The organism is Algibacter sp. AS12, from assembly GCF_046736315.1.
In the GTDB taxonomy this organism is placed as follows: domain Bacteria; phylum Bacteroidota; class Bacteroidia; order Flavobacteriales; family Flavobacteriaceae; genus Algibacter_B; species Algibacter_B amylolyticus.
Window position 1 is genome coordinate 4,126,088 of sequence record NZ_CP151841.1, and the last position, 16,575, is coordinate 4,142,662.

A 16,575-nucleotide genomic window follows, 5' to 3' on the forward strand; every position below is an offset into this window, starting at 1 on the left:
TAATTTTAAATCGAATAATAATTTAGAGGTGTCGCTTACTAACTAAAATTAGACATTTAATAATTTTTAGTTGTAAAATCTTACTATTTATTTTAAATTTACTTTTAGCTATTAATTAATAATTTAAATCTCTTTTTATGAATGTATTAAAAAAATCCCTCATTCTATGTGCTTTAGTTTCACTAACCTTTATGGGTTGCAGCAGCGACGCGGATGGGGATTCTGGAAACGCAAAAGGCACTATTACTTTATCTGGTGAAGAAACCGCTATATTTGGTACCAGCCTAACGGTTGGCAATATTGCTGAAGGTGCTTACCAAACAGGAACTAGTAAATCGGTTACGTTAACACATAAAAGCATTGAAATTGATGAGGATGGCGAAATAAACCCAACCACAGCAAGCTTTACCAACAGTTTTATAATTGTTACTGCACAATTTGATGATGAGAATAATGCAGCCGCTACAAAAGCTATCTCGATGGTTATTGTTAAAAATGGTGAAGAATATCGATTTGTTTGCGCCTCTGATTATAACGGCGGATCTGATGAATTGGATTGTGGCACTGGCTTTAATGTAGACCAGGACAACAATGAGGTTATTTTTGACGATACTACCGTTGAAAATACTGAAACCGGTAAAATACTAACCATGAATGGTACTGTTACTTGGTAAATAAAAAAAACTCAGGCTTAAATTAAGCTTGAGTTTTTTTTGTTTTTTTTATTACTAGGCTAATATAGGGCCTTAGATTTCTCTAAATATTCTGTTATTGAAAACACAGATTGAAACATGGTTTGTTTCATTACACTATCCTCCTTAAGTTGTTTATTATATTCTAAAATATAATCTTGATTTGTTCTTATATGCTTAATTAAGCCACAAATACTATACTTTTTTTTATTTAAAAAATTTGTACTAACATACCCAATATGGTTTAAATTAAACTGACTAAACATATACCTAGAGCCGGATCGCACTGCGGAGTTATCTGATTTATACCTTTTAACATCTAATATTGAAAAATTCTTTTTACTTATTTCCTTTATATCTTTTAATATTTGATGTGTATTATCTTTACTTGCATTATTTACAAAACAAAATTCTATGTTTTTCGCTTTATTTAAATGTTTAACAAATAAATCTGTATTTATATTATTTTCAATATTATGACAGACTATAATAATTCCTATTCGTATCATAATTGCAGCTGTTATATCATTTTTAATTCATTTCCAACCACAGATTTCATCTTATACTTTTTAGCTCGGTATACCCACGCAATTTGTGCTAGTTGTCCAACAATTTTTACTGAATCCTTCATGGATAGTTTAGAACCATCGGCATGAATCCATCTTTTTAAAGGTTGCTCGCATAACATAGTTTTTGCGTTTTTTAGTCCGAAATAAATACTCATTCTTTTAAAAATTTCGACATCGAAAATCCATTGCGTTACAAATTTTTCCCCAAACGCGATATTAATAACGTCTTTATGGAAAATTTTAGCACCACATTGTGTGTCTTTAAAATCCATTTTTAAAATTTTTCGGATTATATAGTTAATGGTTAAACTAATTATTTTACGTGCAGATTCTTTGGTTATATTAGCTCCCATTCTAGAAATACGTGAACCACTTACAATTTTAAAATCTGATGTTTCAATAGTTTTTACTAAATCGTCAAAATCGGCTAAGTCGGTAGATAAATCGGCATCCAAGAATCCTATATAATCCAAATCTTCTTTTTTTGCCATGTGCAACATCCCTAAACGCACAGCTTCGGCTTTACCTCCGTTTTTTTCACAATCGTACACGGTAATAAAATCTTCTCTTCCTTTTTGCAATTCTTTTAAAACCTCTAAGGTTCTATCTGTACTCCCATCGTTTACAAAACATAAATGATAACCAGAGTTTTTAACGATATAGGTAATAAACTCATTACTTAATAAACGCTCTTCTTCGTTATAACAAGGTATTACAACACCTACACAACGCTCCTGAATCATAACATTACTATTGCTAACTGTAATTTCACCTGCTGGAGCACCAATTAATCGCTTAACACGAGCACTAATTTCGTTTAAGCTTAATGGCTTTTTCATGTAATCATTAATACCCAACTCAAAACCGGTAGTAATAATATCATCTGATGTATTTCCAGATAATACCATAACTGGTGTATCTGCGTTTTTAGAGTTTCTTATATACTTTACTATATCTAAACCAGAAACATTAGGCATATTGATATCTACTATTACTAAATCTGGGTTTTCATGGTTGTAAATAGAAATACCTGCATAGGCATCTGTTTCTATTATTACTTCGTACCCTAATTCTTGTAATCTTTTTTGTAGAGGTAATAAAACTAATTGTTGATCGTCTATGGCTAATATTTTCATGATTTGAGGTTTTTAATTTTTTAATTAATGCGTTTGAAAAAAGATATTTAATCGTTTAATTCGTGAACAGATATCATTTAAGCAAATTGGTTTTTTAATATAATCGTTAATACCTAGTTTGAAGGCTTCTGCTATAACATCATCATTTGTATTACCAGATAAAACAATAATTGGTAAAGACGAGTTTTTTTTAATTCGTATATGGTTTATAAATTCTATTCCAGAAATTTCAGGCATATTAATATCTACTATTACTAAATTTGGTTTAAAACTATCGAACAATAAAATACCATCTATGGCATCTGGTGTTGTACAAACTTGATACCCTAATTCTTCTAACTTTTTTTTAATAGGCATTAGTACCGTTTGTTCATCATCTATAACTAACACTTTCATTTTGAGGGATTTTTTTAAACTAATTATAGGTCAAAATTACACTAGAAACCTCTATTTAATCTTTAAATTAGACTAATCCATTTATAAGTGTAGACGAATGGTAAAAAGCTATAGATAAATTAAATTTGTAGCCTAATTAAATTATTTATCTTTACCATGTAGCACAGCCTCCAAGATATTTAATGAAAGAAACCTCAAACAAATATTTAATCTCCGCCCTTCTTTTAGGGTTAGCTTTTCATGGTAGTGCTATATTTTTCACTTTAGAAACTACTTATGACGCTTTAATACATTTGTTTTTTGCAGATCATTATGCGAATAGCTGGTTTGAGCCCTGGAATTACGAGTGGTACACCGGGTTTACTGTACAGAGTTATCCGCCTTTGGTGCATCAAACTATAGGTTTATTGTCTTTAATTGGAGGGCTAAAATTTGGCATGTTTAGTGTGGCACTAATAGCCATTGTACTGTTTATAACGGGTACTTATCGGTTTTCGTTGCTAATGACCTCCAATAAAACGGTAGCCGGTTATGCAACAGTTTTGGCGGTATTTTCATCCTCTTTTGTAGAAACCCTTCATATTTTTGGTCAATTACCTAGTATAGTAGGTGTTTCTGTTTTAATGCATGCCTTACCAGAAATATACTTATGGCTAAAAACGGGTAAAAAATGGTATTTAGCCACATCCTTATCCTTAATAGCCGTAACGGTAACCTCGCATCATGTTACTCCAATTTTCGGGATGATCTTTTTTATATTTCCACTAATTGGTATGGTGTTAATGGATGTTTCTAGAGAACAAGTAAACTCCATGAAAGAGGTAACATTCAAGGTCTTTTTAAATAGCTTTTTTAAGCTATTTAAACGTATTGTGAGTTTTGGTATGTTATCCTTAGTACTTATAATAGGCTGTATTTTCCCGTATTGGTTAAACTCTAAAGCAAATCCTATTACACAAGTACCTATTCCTCACGGATCTAGAGATAACTTTTTAGAAATCACCTCGTCTGGTTTGGTTTTCTTTTTAATTCCTTGGGGTGTTTTACTTATAGTTTTACCATACATTTTTTATAGATATTATAGCAAACGTTATTTGTTTTTTGGTTTATCGATAACCATTTGTACCATTTTAGGAACTGGTGGCACAACACCAATTCCTTTAAAAATGTTAGGCGAAACAGCGTTTAATATTTTAACCTTAGACCGCTTTACACTTTGGGCATCTATTATGTCTATTCCCTTATTAGGTGAGTTTGCGTATCGCTTGGTTGAAGGTGATTTAAAAACACTAATACAAACCAAATTTGGTGCCATTTATCACCGTATCATTGGTGGTATACTAGCTGGTTTATTTGTATCTATGGTTATTTTTACAATGAGTTTGGGTTACTTTAGACCATCGCAACCACAAAAAATTAAGATGCTACCTATTGTGAATTTCCTAAACCAGGACGATCACGACAAGTGGCGCTTTTTAACTTTAGGTTTTGGGGACCAAATGGCATGGTTAAGTGCACAAACTAATGCCATGACTGTTGATGGTAATTACCATTCGGCAAGACGTTTACCAGAATTAACCACACGCCCCATAGAACGTTTAGAAAACTCGAAGTTTAAAGGCGTTGCAGGTATTGGATCTCTTCAACAGTTTTTAACAACACCAGAAAAATATAACCTGAAGTACATTTTTTCTAACGATAAGTTTTACGACCCCATTCTCTACTTCTGTGGTTGGCAACGTTTACGCCAATTAGAAAATGGTATTATGGTTTGGGAGCGTCTTAACATTCCTCCGGTATCTTCTATTCTTCCTAAAGAAGATGTTGCCAAATGGCTAAAAATCCATTGGGGTATTATGCCGTTTTTAACCGTTTTAATTGCCTTTATCTTAAATATACAAATGCTATGGGTTAATATGCTAAAAACCCGTGTTAAACCAATACCCGACTTTTTAAAATACCCGGTTGCATACACCAAATTCAACAGAAATGTGCTACGCATTACTCATATTTGGTCTTTTATTTTAGCCATTATTATGTGCTACGGTATATACTTGTTTTACTTAAAAAACGACACACAGCGCAGTCCTGAAAATGCCATAATGGCTTATTATGATGCCTTAGATTTTAAGGAGTTTGAAAAAGCGCATAGTTTAATCGATCCTGAAAGCAATTTACCCATTGCACAATACATGTTAGAAATATCGGTAACAGATGGTTTACTTAGTAGTTATGCTAAAATGGACGCCATTGAAACCGAAATTACAAAACATAACGATAGTACCGTATCTGCAAAAGTAACTAGCCAATGGATTACACCTTTGGAGAAAATTGAAAAAGTTGATTACAAATCATTATCAAAACACAACGGTAAATGGTATTTACAACCAGACGATTTAAACAACGATTTACCTCCAGACCAATTGTATTCTGATAATGCAACTAAATATTTTAATCAAGGTAGACGACGCATAACAACCGAGCAAACCCACCACGAAGATATTTTAAAACAACCAGTACTAGAAGTGGTTTCGGCTAAATTAGTTAAGTATAACGGTAGTTACGCCATTATTGGCGAGGTACAAAATATAGATAATGTTCCAGCCGATGTTATTCTAAAAGGCACACTTTATAACGATAACAATAAACAGCTGGCAACTTATAACGCTAAGTATCATGTAAAACATAAATTAATGCCTAAAGAATCGAGTAGCTTTCGTATTAATTTCGAAGGTATTGCATGGTCTAAAACTCAAGATTCCATTCCGGACACCTTTAATCCAGATGAGTTTACCCCCGTAGAATTTGAAGAACAACCTACCAAATTTAATCTTCAAGTTGCAGGAAACGTATCGGGTGCCGATTTATATAAAAATGTAGTACTAAGCGCCGTAAATTTTAACAAAGGAACCATACAGGGTAATTTGTTTAATAGCGGTTTGCAAGAAATAACCATTCCGCAGCTATTAATTACGTATTACGATGCTAATAAAGAAATGCTTTGGGTAGATCATTTATTTGTAAAAGCTGGAGTAAGACAACAGCGCAAGCAAAATTTTGAGTATCAAATTTTAAAAGATGGTGAGGTAAAAATTATAAATAGTGATATGAAAAACATTTTTGTAAACGGTTTGCCAAATGATGCTATTTCTAGTAAAATTGTACCTAATAGAATTAAAAAGCACAGTGACGCACAATTACAAAAAATCGATCATCCTAACTTTAGTTATATAAAAATTGAAATTAACAACTATATAGGCAGTCCTAATTAATGCAGATAATGAAAACACATATCATTAAATTAGTACTGATTTTACTATCGGGCTTTGCTGTGGCACAACAGCATGAACAAACCGCTACTATTAAACCGGTTTCAATGCAAACCGAATATGAAGTTGGTAGCCCTATTGTTTTAAAATTCCCAGCAACAAAAGCCGTTGCACCTCTACTTTACTGTTCCAATAGTTATGGTTCTACTTTAATTTCTGGAAACAGAGAAAACCAAGAATTCCTCTATAAATTACCTGATAATATTTCGAAAAAAATTGGCCTTATTAATTGGCGATTCCTAGATACTAAAACACCTATTTCTGGTAACATAAGCATTACTCCTAAGGCCGAAATTGCTACCATGGAAACTTATATTGGCCCACCAAGTATAGAAGCTGGCGGAACAGATTATACCATGCTAGTAGTTATACCTACCGATAGTTTAGATAATCCTGTACCAAATAACACCGCTGTACATGCAAATTTTCAGTTTTTAGATTCGGAAGAAAAAGAAGCCATACTTACTAATAATTTAATAGCATTTAAAAATATTAATTCTAAAAAGGAAAGTGGCCGCATATTGGTGTCTTCTGAAAGTTTAGGTATAAACTCCAAGGAATTTACCATAAATGTATCTGCCGCAATTCCAACAAATTTTAGAATTTCAGCAATACGACCACATGATTATGCCGATGGCAACCAAATTACTACATTTTCTACGTCCATAATTAAAGACCGTCATAATAATGTAGTTAGCGATGGCACTTTTGTAACCTTTATTATAACTAATGCCGAAAACAATATTTTAAAAACAACAGGCACTACAATTGATGGTGTTGCTACGTCTAAAATAATTCATCCAGATTTTAAAGACCAGTGGCGTATTACAGCCTTTGTAGATGGAATGGCAGAAAGTAACGGTATAACACTAAATTACAAACAAGTTATTAAAGATTTTGAAGTTTCCTTTTCTAACAATAATAGAACTATTCGTGTTGGACCTTTACAAAGTTTCATGGAGCAAATGATTCCTGATGGCTTACAAGTAAAACTCCTAGTTTTTAAAGGAGATACGCTATTTAAAACGCTAACAAAAACATCTTTTAATGGCTATGCTAATTTTACTTTAAAACCCGCTATTTTCGAGAATGAAACTTATAATTTCGAATTGGAAACAGCCGGAAAAACCAAAGTATTTAAATCTAAAAAATTATGGTAGGTTTTAATAAAAACATCATGCGTACCATATTATTGGCCTCCTATATTCTTCTCATAGGGCTAATTATTGCAGGCATTAGCGCACTCCTTAGTTATTTAAATACTGGAGCAGACAGAAGCACTATGCTGCATACTGAAATACAAAAAGTAGAACAATATTTACCTAAATTAAATTGGGAACCTTTACAAAACGAAGGTAGACCGATGGATAGCGAAAACTTAAATGCACTACAAAACGATTACTTAGACGCTTGGTATGTAAAACAAATAGCCTACAAAACCAATAAAACTGCAGGCATTAAAGATTACTATACAGATAGCGCTAGAAAAAATTTATATGATTTTATTGCATTAAATAAAGCTGAAAATACAACTATTGAAGCCACTACCTTACAACACAACCCTACTTTAGAGTTTTTTAGTGAAGATGGCCAATTAGCCGTTATTACCGATAGAAATGTACTAGAGTATAAACGTGTTTTTAAAGACGAAACATTAGTGTTAGAAACTAAAGAATTATCAACGTATAAAATTGTTTTTTTATTAGAAGATGGCTTTTGGAGAATAAGACATTTAGTAAAAGAACATACCGAAATTTATAAAGCAGAAAACAAAATGGTAAATACCGATAGCCTGAACATTAAAGGTATTAACTATTATCCGCAAGCAACACCTTGGAATATGTTTGGCGATGCTTTTTCTAAAGACACCATTTCAAGAGATTTTAAAATAATAAAAGACGCTGGTTTAAATGCCGTTAGGTTATTTGTACAATATGAAGACTTCGGAAAAGCTAGAGTAGATTACAAAAAATTAGAAAAACTAAAACACACCTTAGATGCTGCCGAAGAACAGCAATTAAAAGTCGTTTTAACCTTGTTTGATTTTTATGGCGATTACTCCGTTTTAAATTGGACTTTAAATCAAAAACATGCCACAACCATAATAAATAGTGTAAAAAACCATAATGCACTATTGGCGTGGGATATTAAAAACGAACCTAATTTAGATTTTAAATCTAGAGGAAAAGATTTGGTTATTGCTTGGGTAGACAACATGATCGATTTAGTAAAATCTATAGATGATAAGCATCCTGTTACCATTGGTTGGTCTAACACAGAAAGTGCTTCAATATTAAAAGATAAAGTAGATTTTATCTCATTTCATTATTATGAAGATTTAAGTGATTTTGACAAAGCCATTAGTAAAATGAAAACAGAAATACCCAATAAGCCTTTAGTGCTTCAGGAGTTTGGGCTGTCTTCTTATCGTGGAATATGGAATCCTTTTGGTAATTCAGAAAACGATCAAATGGCATATTATAAATTGGCTCAAGAGAAATTTAAAACCCACAATTTACAATTTATGTCATGGACATTATACGACTTTACAGAAATACCAAAGGAAGTCGTTGGACGACTTCCTTGGCGTAAACGAGCTCAAGAGCATTTTGGCTTTATCAACCAAAACGGAGAGACTAAGCCCGCGTTTACTTATATATCAACACTTTAACTTTACGCCATTACTGTTCCTTTTTTACTTTTTTTAGCAATTATACTATCAAAAGTATCTAAATACATAGTTGCTATTTCAGACATTGGATGTGCTGTTGCTGCTCGGTAATTTACTTTACCCAACTCTATTCTGTAAGCTTCGTTTGTTACAATTTTTTCTATAGCCTGTGCTAAACTTTCAACCGAGGTTGCTTCAAAAAATTCACCTCTATAACCTTCATCTTGCACTAATAAGGCTAAATCTCCTAGATCTGGCATTACTACGGCCTTACCATAACTTCCTGCTTGGTGTAATACTCCAGAGCTACCGGTTGTAGATGTGTATGGAAATACTACTACGGCACTTTCGTTAAATAAGGTTGGCACTTCATGTTCTTCAACATACCCTGTAAAACGGACTTGAGAAATGTGCTTATAATCAGCTTCTACTTTAGCTAAATATCCTGGTACATTTGGGTTATCTGTTCCAGCAATAACAACTTCTAAATCTAAACCTGTAGATTGTCTTACTTTCTCCACAGCTTCAATCATTCCTTCTACTTTTTTATAAGTTCCAAACTTTCCAAAAGTCATAATTTGCATAGGTGCAGTTGGTACTTTATAATCTGGTTCTAGTGGTATTTCAAAAGTACCATGAGGTATTAACTTTACGTTTTTAGCCTTATATTTTGCTTCTAAAATATCAACATACTTTTGCATGGTTACGGCAACCGTATCTGCTTGAAGTATTAATCTTGTAAGCGTACTGCCAATAAAGCCATAAATTTTCTGCATTAATTTATTACTTGTAAAACCTGCACTTCCTAAATCTACTTCTTCTAAGATATTATGAAGTAATACAATATTTGGTATTTTTTTAAGCTTACAAACTAAGGGTAACATTAAGCCTAGTGCCGCAGCTATTTTTTTATCGCCAAATTTCATGAATTGTAAATTAAACAATACGGCATCTGGTTTTGTTTTATTAATAGCCTTAGTAACCGAGAGTATGTTACTAAAACTATTAAAAGACCAACATTCCTTAATTGTAATTTTGCAACCCGCCTCGGTAAACGCAACGTCCTTTTCTCCTACTGTAGTATCAGTTAACAACACTATTTCTGTAATATCATCCTTTTGTCTAAAATGCTTAACTAAATGATAAGCGTATTCATTTAAAGTGACTTTACTAGGAGGATAAGCTGTTACGATGGCTAATTTCATGATTTTGGGTTTTAGTGTAATATTAATTACAGTACAAATTTGAGGTTTTATTCGTCTGTTATCAGTATTATTAGATAGGCAAACATTTACTGTAGACGAATGGTCTTTTACCTTAGATAAATGGATTTTGTTTTTATTTGATCATATTTAAAAAAGGCTAACTGAATAGCTAATAATAATAACATGGCTATAATTTGCATGTGCACAACTTGCTCCAAACTATCGTGGTAAAAAATAACCAATCCCATTTGCAGCATGCCAAATACACCCGAAATAACTACAGGAATATATTTATCTAAAGACAGGTAGTAATAAGCGAAAATATTAGAAATGGCAAACATAGATGTTGCTATAGCATATTTCCATAAAAGTGGAGCCATAGCAATGTAACTGTCTCCAAAAAGAAGCGTAATAATAGTTTCTGGAAAACTTAAACACACCAGGATTATTGTTATTGAAATAGCCGCTATATAGCCCACATATTTGAAAAGTATAGATGCCGTTTCTTTGCCATCTTTTTTAAGTTGAACTACAGTTGGTAACAGCAGCATGACAAACATCCAAGCTATAAAATACACAATGCGTCCTATTAAAGCTAAAGAAGCATACAATCCAGCTTCGTAAGATTCAAAATAATGCTTAACTAAAAGGATATCACTATTATTTATAATTATTTGAGTAAGCTCATAAAAAGCTGTAATTATAAAGAAACTTCTAATATCCTTAGCGTGTGTTTTATTTAATTGTAAAGCTTGCTTTGGAATAAGCGTTGGAAATTTAAAAGGAATCAATCCAAAAACAAATGATGCCAAAATACCCACTGCAATAACTACCGAAGATCGGATATCGAATATTAAAATAAGCCCTAACGTAATTACAAGTCGGCTTAACATTTCACCTTGATAAGTAATAGATAAAGATTTAAACGCTTTTTTACCTTGAAAAATACCTCTATTAACACTCATTAAAAAATAAAGTGGCACGCCACAACCAAATACCACAAACATATTAGAAGACGATGTATTAAATAGGCTTTGTAATTGACTTGCAAAAACAACGATGAGTGCACCCATAAGTAGGCCTACCAAAAGTGCATTTTTATATATTTTAGAAATGAAGCTTTTAAAAACCTCATTTTCAAAAAGCACCGAAAATTTAGCGGTTACCAATTGAAACGTCATAGCTGCAAAACTTAACACTAATAAAAACGTAATAAGTACGGCGGCATCAGCAAATTGAGCAGGTCCTAAAATACGACCTAAAATTAAATTGTATAAATAATTACCTCCATTTACAGCGAGAACGCTTAGCATAAATAATTGCTCTGGAGAAATTTTTTTTGATTTTAAAATAGTAAGAATTTGCATGATTGGGGTATAAAAATTAAAAACTACTATTTAAGCTGTTACAGGAACTTCAAAGATTTTATAAATAGTATTACAACCGTAACCAATAACCGAAAACGATTTGTTCCTGGCATCAGCTACTTGAAAAAGCTCTTGAATAACATTTAAACCATGATTATCGATAGCAGAAACATTTTCAATATTAATAGTTACCGATTTCGTGTTGGTTATAAGAAACTCTAAACGGTCTTTAAACTTTTTTAAAGTTGTGGTATTAATTATACCTTCTAACAAAAACACGCCATTACTTTCTTTAATATTCAGGGACATAACTATATATTTTAAATTAATATGGTTTTAATTTCCGATACAAATATCCATCAAGAATCACTAGAGGGCGCCTAAATTTCGTTCAGTGGCATTTTGCTTTCGACGAATGAATCTGTTCTATTGATGAGATAATATTCTAATTACACTCTTAAAATTTCCACATTGTAAATAAACTAAATCGATATTAAAACATATACTTGAACCTATAAACAACACGCTAAATCGTACAAATATAGCTTTTTATCGATAAAAACAATAAAAATAATCGTAATTTTCTTTCAAAATATACTATATTTACAACGTGATAATGTTCACAATACGATAAATAACCCCAAATTATCTGCCATTATGATTAAAATTCTAGCCATAGACGATCAACAATTAATATTGTTATCTCTAGAAAAACACTTAAGCGATTTAGGTTTTAATATTAAATGTGCCAGTTCTGGCGAAGAGGGATTAAAGATTTTTGACTCCTTTAAACCAGATATCGTAATTGTAGATATAAATATGGATGGTATGACAGGGCTAGATGTTGTAAAAACCATTAGACTTGAGAAAAAATCGGATACTAAAATTTTAGTGCTTTCTGGAAATACTAATGAAGACACCATTATTGATGGCTTTGATTTAGGTATTGATGATTACATGAAAAAACCAGTTTCGCTTAATGAAGTAACCGTAAGAATTAATAGAATTTTTGGTATAAAAACCAATAAATTACAAAACGAAACTACTAAAGATCAAATGTTGCAACAACGCTGTGTAGGTGTTGTAATTCCTTGTTATAATGAAGAAGAAAGACTCTCAAGCAAAGAGTTTCATGATTTTGTGGATAGTAATTTAGGCTATCACCTATGTTTTGTAAACGACGGTAGTACAGATAAAACATTAGATGTTTTAAATAAACTTAAAGAAGGTAGAGAAAATAATATTAGCGTATATAATTGTGCGCAAAATGGTGGTAAAGGCGAGGCTGTAAGGCAAGGTGTTTTGCATTTAGCCAAAGACCCTCAGTTAGATTATATTGGGTATTTAGATGCCGATTTATCTACAGATTTTAGAGATTTTGACGATTTAGTAAAAACAATTGAGACTTCAGATTTTAAAATTGTTAGCGGTTCTAGAATGACTAGAATGGGCGCCAATATCGCTAAAGAATCTGCACGTGCTATTATAAGTAAAACCATAAACCTTATTATACGTACCATTTTAGGCATGTCGTTTAACGACACGCAATGTGGCGCAAAAATTATGGATAAAGATATTGCTAAGCATATGTTTAAAGATAAATTTATAACACGCTGGATTTTTGATGTCGAAATTTTTATGAGAATGCGTAAGCATTACGGTAAGAAAAAAGCAATCTCATACATTTGCGAACAACCACTTAAACGCTGGATTCATGCTGATGGTTCTAAACTATCCATGAAAGACTCGGTAAAAATTGTTGGTCAACTAGGTCAAATAGCAATACATTACAGATAACATTAATTAAAAATTAGGTAACAAATTCTATCTTAATCAATCAAAGGTCATTGTGTGTCGTTGAATAACCATTTACTGTAGATTAATAATGCCATACTATTAATTAACTTGCATTTATATAAACAACACATACTATGTCCCTTAAAAAGTTATTTATTTTATTCCTTATTTTAGTCTCTTTTAGCAGCTTTTCGCAAAACATGCAAGAAGGTTTCACCTATTTAGAAACAGGAAAATATGCACAAGCAGAAACTTATTTTAAAGGTATATTAAAAGAGTATCCAGATAATAAAACAGCTAGATTATGTTTAGGAAGAGCCATAGGTCTTAACGGAAATCCTGAACAGGCCAACACCCTTTTTACTGAGTTATTAGCAGACTACCCTACAGATTTTGAGGTAAAACTAAACTACGGAGAATCCTTATTATGGACCAGTAATTTCCCTAAAGCAAAAACGTATTTTAAAGGTTTAATTGAAGAAGATCCTAAAAGCTTTCCAGCACTATTAAGCTACGCCAACACCCTATCCAACTTAAAAGAATATGAAGATGCTTTAGTATATGTAAATAAAGCACTCGACGTTTTACCTGGCAATCCAAACGCCTTAACTTCAAAAAAATATATGTATTTAGGCTACGCATATCAAAACCAGCAAGCTCAAAACTATGATGAAGCCGAACGCCTTTTAAAAGAAAACTTAACGCTTTTTAATAATGATAAAGACACACTTTTAAATTTAGCTAACCTCTATTTAATTGCAGGAGAATTTGATAAAGCTGAAACCACATATAATACCATTGGAGAAACACCAGAAAACAAAACCATAGCTTTAAATGGTTTAGCATTGGTAAAACATTTAAAAAGTAAAGACAAAGAAGCAATACAACTTAGTGAACAAGCGTTTTTAGGTTTAGGCTCACAAACCGATGCCGCATTGGTACAACCTACCACCGAACGTTATATACAAGCTCTAATTTGGAATAAGAAATATAAAACGGCCAACACGTTAATTAACAATTTAATTGAAACCAAACCTAACGAAAACTGGCTACTCGCCTTACGCGCTACTTTAAACATTTATAAAAGCGATTTTAAAAAGAGTGTTGCAGATTACAACCAAATATTAGTAAACGACAGCAGTTCTTTTGATGGTAACCTAGGAAAAGCAAATGCCTTAAAAGCCATTGGAAAATACGATGATGCCTACCAATCGGCAGAAAATACATTAACGTTTTACGACAAACAAAAAGATGCCACCAATTTTATAAAAACGCTAAATACTAGCTTTACCCCTTTTTGGGAAACTAAAACGTCCTACTCTTTTGATAATGGCGATAATAAAGCCTTTGCTGTACAAACAAACATAGAGTTACCCACATCAACTAAATTTAAGTGGTTAGCAAATTATGGTTACAGAACCACAAGTAATAAAGTAACCATTAACGATGCCACATCGCACGATTTCTCTTTAGGTTTAGCCTACCAACTTCTGCCAAACATAACGTTTAAAGGAACAGCTGGTGTTACCTCGGCAGCAGCAAACACAAACGATTACACGCAATTAGTAACCGACTTAGCTTTAAACATAAAACCATTTAAACTGCAAGTTTTAGATATTGGTTTTAAAAGCGAAATACAAAGCTTTAATGCCGAATTATTAGATAGAGAAATTGTAATGAATAACATTTATGCCAATTACAGTTTAAGCACCAACTTTAATTTAGGTTGGTTTACACAGTATTTTTATACTTGGCAAAACGACGATAATGCTAGAAACCTTTTATTTACCTCGTTATACTATAATATTTTAGCAAAACCATCGCTAAAAGCAGGTTTAAACTACCAGTATATTACGTTTAAAAACCAAGTACCAACCATTTATTTTAGCCCAGAACAATTTAATGCAGGCGAAGTATTTGTAAATATTATTAAGGACGAAGCCATAACCAAACCTAAAGAATGGTTTTATGAGTTAACGGCTGCAACAGGTTTACAATACATTGAGGACGATAGCAGCCAAAGCACCTACCGCATACAAGGGAAACTAGGCTATAAATTTTCTGAGCGTGCTTTATTAAACCTTTACGGCACCCGAAGTAACATAGCCTCGGCAACTGCAGCTGGTTTTACTTTTAATGAGGTAGGTTTGCGATTTAAGTGGTATTTGAGTGGGAAGCCTGTTTTTAGGGAGTAATGGTTTCGTTTAAGAAACGTATCACAGATAATAGCACTTTCGTTTCGGTTTATTACTTTTAACTAAATATAAATATTTTGCTTTTATCTTTTCAATTATAAACGCCAAATTTTATATTTAGCGGACTTTGTTAATATGCTCAAACTTTCGGTTAAGCCACAAACGGCCTATGTTTTTTTGTACACTGCTAGCAATTGTATTTTTTCACTTCCCATTCAGTGTCTTTTAATGGGCTAATTAGTTTCTCTGAAATATCCAATTGAGGTGATTTTACTATTTTCCAGTAATTTGATAAAGTTTCATTAATTATAGGACGATTTCCATACTGAGCCAAAAGTAGAATATAGCATGCTGAAATCGAATTTAATAAATCTATGAGTCTCGATTTATGGAAATTATCTTCTCTATCGTGTTTAATTTTATTATAATTTGAGTACCAGTCTAAACTTTGAAATGAAGATGCATTTTTCCAGCTACTAAAAGGGGACATGGTTGGGATATCAGGAAAACGTGAGAATGCCACTTCATAATCAGATAACCGAAGTAGTTTATCCGACTTAAAGAAATCAATAATTGTATAATTCCATTTATCAGGCTTTATTTCATTAATCTTTAATATTCCGGTTATTTGTGCTTCAAACTCTGTTGCTGAAAGAATAATCAAGTTTCTAATATCAAATCCATAAGCATCAAAATTTGCAGGAGCAGGAAATACTGTTCTTAATATCTTATTTAGAAACTCCGAAAGCGTATTGAGTTGTTCAATAGAATTAACAAGTAGATTTTCATCTATTGGAATATTAAAGGCCTCTATAGTTTTCTTATCTCTTCCTAAAAGAGAAAAACTTGATAAGTCATCATGTGCAATACCTCGATAAATTCTTGGATAATAAATACCTCTCACTTGGTTTGTTTCTTCCACACTTATTTCAGTAGTCATTTCAGGGTCGGGATTTTCAAGATATATTTTACAAATTCTTGTTTCTTTTAGTACTTCAATTAAATTATCATTTTCTGTGATAGATATTTTCTTTTTCGGAAACCTGACTTCTGATAAATAACCATCCTTCTTTTCCCATAATCCCAAAAATTCTTTATGGGAATAAGGTTCATTTATATCATTACTTGTTTCTGTGAAGAATACTTTATAAATCATCAGTTGTTTTTTCTAATTGCTAACGTTCAGTATAAGAAATCGTAGGACAGGTGATAAGCACT

The 16,575-nt window shown here is 32.2% G+C and carries 13 protein-coding genes; 6 read left to right on the forward strand and 7 right to left on the reverse strand.

Annotated elements, in window-relative coordinates; translation table 11 throughout:
* Positions 1-137: 137 nt before the first annotated feature.
* The gene (locus AAFN75_RS16820) at positions 138-674 is read left to right on the forward strand and encodes a hypothetical protein (protein WP_411807461.1); all 537 of its coding nucleotides are present in this window, start codon (positions 138-140) and stop codon (positions 672-674) included.
* A gap of 59 nt (positions 675-733) precedes the next feature.
* Here the strand turns inward: AAFN75_RS16820 and AAFN75_RS16825 are convergent, their stop codons facing one another.
* From AAFN75_RS16825 to AAFN75_RS16835, 3 genes are read right to left on the reverse strand one after another with little or no spacing between them, the layout of a single operon-like run.
* A complete protein-coding gene (locus AAFN75_RS16825; protein ID WP_411807462.1) occupies positions 734-1,201 on the reverse strand; it encodes a family 2 glycosyl transferase in 468 nt (155 codons plus the stop codon).
* A gap of 11 nt (positions 1,202-1,212) precedes the next feature.
* Positions 1,213-2,397 (reverse strand): response regulator, encoded by a 1,185-nt coding sequence (locus AAFN75_RS16830; RefSeq protein ID WP_411807463.1) that lies wholly within the window; start codon positions 2,395-2,397, stop codon positions 1,213-1,215.
* A gap of 24 nt (positions 2,398-2,421) precedes the next feature.
* On the reverse strand, positions 2,422-2,793 hold the full coding sequence (locus AAFN75_RS16835) for a response regulator (protein WP_144117495.1): 372 nt from the start codon (positions 2,791-2,793) through the stop codon (positions 2,422-2,424).
* Positions 2,794-2,975: 182 nt separating this feature from the next.
* On the opposite strand from AAFN75_RS16835, the gene AAFN75_RS16840 reads away from it, so the two are divergent.
* From AAFN75_RS16840 to AAFN75_RS16850, 3 genes are read left to right on the forward strand one after another with little or no spacing between them, the layout of a single operon-like run.
* Complete coding sequence (locus AAFN75_RS16840) at positions 2,976-6,065, forward strand: hypothetical protein (RefSeq protein ID WP_411807464.1); 3,090 nt, start codon at positions 2,976-2,978, stop codon at positions 6,063-6,065.
* An 8-nt stretch (positions 6,066-6,073) separates the two neighbouring features.
* Positions 6,074-7,282 carry a hypothetical protein gene (locus AAFN75_RS16845; RefSeq protein ID WP_411807465.1) on the forward strand — a complete coding sequence of 403 codons (1,209 nt, stop codon included), beginning with the start codon at positions 6,074-6,076 and terminating at the stop codon, positions 7,280-7,282.
* Positions 7,276-8,793 carry a cellulase family glycosylhydrolase gene (locus AAFN75_RS16850; RefSeq protein ID WP_411807466.1) on the forward strand — a complete coding sequence of 506 codons (1,518 nt, stop codon included), beginning with the start codon at positions 7,276-7,278 and terminating at the stop codon, positions 8,791-8,793. Before AAFN75_RS16845 ends, AAFN75_RS16850 begins: the two co-directional genes overlap by 7 nt.
* A 2-nt stretch (positions 8,794-8,795) precedes the next feature.
* On the opposite strand, the gene AAFN75_RS16855 is transcribed toward AAFN75_RS16850, so the two are convergent.
* The 3 genes from AAFN75_RS16855 to AAFN75_RS16865 form a co-directional block, all read right to left on the reverse strand.
* Positions 8,796-9,998 (reverse strand): glycosyltransferase, encoded by a 1,203-nt coding sequence (locus AAFN75_RS16855; protein ID WP_411807467.1) that lies wholly within the window; start codon positions 9,996-9,998, stop codon positions 8,796-8,798.
* Between the two features lie 107 nt (positions 9,999-10,105).
* Positions 10,106-11,365 carry an oligosaccharide flippase family protein gene (locus AAFN75_RS16860; RefSeq protein ID WP_411807468.1) on the reverse strand — a complete coding sequence of 420 codons (1,260 nt, stop codon included), beginning with the start codon at positions 11,363-11,365 and terminating at the stop codon, positions 10,106-10,108.
* Between the two features lie 30 nt (positions 11,366-11,395).
* Entirely contained in the window at positions 11,396-11,674 is a 279-nt protein-coding gene (locus tag AAFN75_RS16865) for an STAS domain-containing protein (protein WP_411807469.1), read from the reverse strand.
* Between the two features lie 351 nt (positions 11,675-12,025).
* Between AAFN75_RS16865 and AAFN75_RS16870 the strand changes: the two genes are divergently transcribed.
* Positions 12,026-13,162 carry a response regulator gene (locus tag AAFN75_RS16870; RefSeq protein WP_411809294.1) on the forward strand — a complete coding sequence of 379 codons (1,137 nt, stop codon included), beginning with the start codon at positions 12,026-12,028 and terminating at the stop codon, positions 13,160-13,162.
* Positions 13,163-13,296: 134 nt separating this feature from the next.
* Positions 13,297-15,357, forward strand: coding sequence for a tetratricopeptide repeat protein (locus AAFN75_RS16875; RefSeq protein ID WP_411807470.1), 2,061 nt, complete (start codon positions 13,297-13,299; stop codon positions 15,355-15,357).
* Positions 15,358-15,544: 187 nt separating this feature from the next.
* Here AAFN75_RS16875 and AAFN75_RS16880 read toward each other — a convergent pair whose 3' ends face one another.
* Positions 15,545-16,513 (reverse strand): hypothetical protein, encoded by a 969-nt coding sequence (locus AAFN75_RS16880; RefSeq protein ID WP_411807471.1) that lies wholly within the window; start codon positions 16,511-16,513, stop codon positions 15,545-15,547.
* Positions 16,514-16,575 lie beyond the last annotated feature (62 nt).

Bases quoted from the DNA above. Each gene is read 5' to 3' on its own strand.
- AAFN75_RS16880 (WP_411807471.1), bottom strand. From the start codon at position 16,513: ATGATTTATAAAGTATTCTTCACAGAAACAAGTAATGATATAAATGAA.
- AAFN75_RS16865 (WP_411807469.1), bottom strand. From the start codon at position 11,674: ATGTCCCTGAATATTAAAGAAAGTAATGGCGTGTTTTTGTTAGAAGGT.
- AAFN75_RS16875 (WP_411807470.1), top strand. From the start codon at position 13,297: ATGTCCCTTAAAAAGTTATTTATTTTATTCCTTATTTTAGTCTCTTTT.
- AAFN75_RS16830 (WP_411807463.1), bottom strand. From the start codon at position 2,397: ATGAAAATATTAGCCATAGACGATCAACAATTAGTTTTATTACCTCTA.
- AAFN75_RS16820 (WP_411807461.1), top strand. From the start codon at position 138: ATGAATGTATTAAAAAAATCCCTCATTCTATGTGCTTTAGTTTCACTA.
- AAFN75_RS16825 (WP_411807462.1), bottom strand. From the start codon at position 1,201: ATGATACGAATAGGAATTATTATAGTCTGTCATAATATTGAAAATAAT.
- AAFN75_RS16850 (WP_411807466.1), top strand. From the start codon at position 7,276: ATGGTAGGTTTTAATAAAAACATCATGCGTACCATATTATTGGCCTCC.
- AAFN75_RS16845 (WP_411807465.1), top strand. From the start codon at position 6,074: ATGAAAACACATATCATTAAATTAGTACTGATTTTACTATCGGGCTTT.
- AAFN75_RS16855 (WP_411807467.1), bottom strand. From the start codon at position 9,998: ATGAAATTAGCCATCGTAACAGCTTATCCTCCTAGTAAAGTCACTTTA.
- AAFN75_RS16860 (WP_411807468.1), bottom strand. From the start codon at position 11,365: ATGCAAATTCTTACTATTTTAAAATCAAAAAAAATTTCTCCAGAGCAA.
- AAFN75_RS16840 (WP_411807464.1), top strand. From the start codon at position 2,976: ATGAAAGAAACCTCAAACAAATATTTAATCTCCGCCCTTCTTTTAGGG.
- AAFN75_RS16835 (WP_144117495.1), bottom strand. From the start codon at position 2,793: ATGAAAGTGTTAGTTATAGATGATGAACAAACGGTACTAATGCCTATT.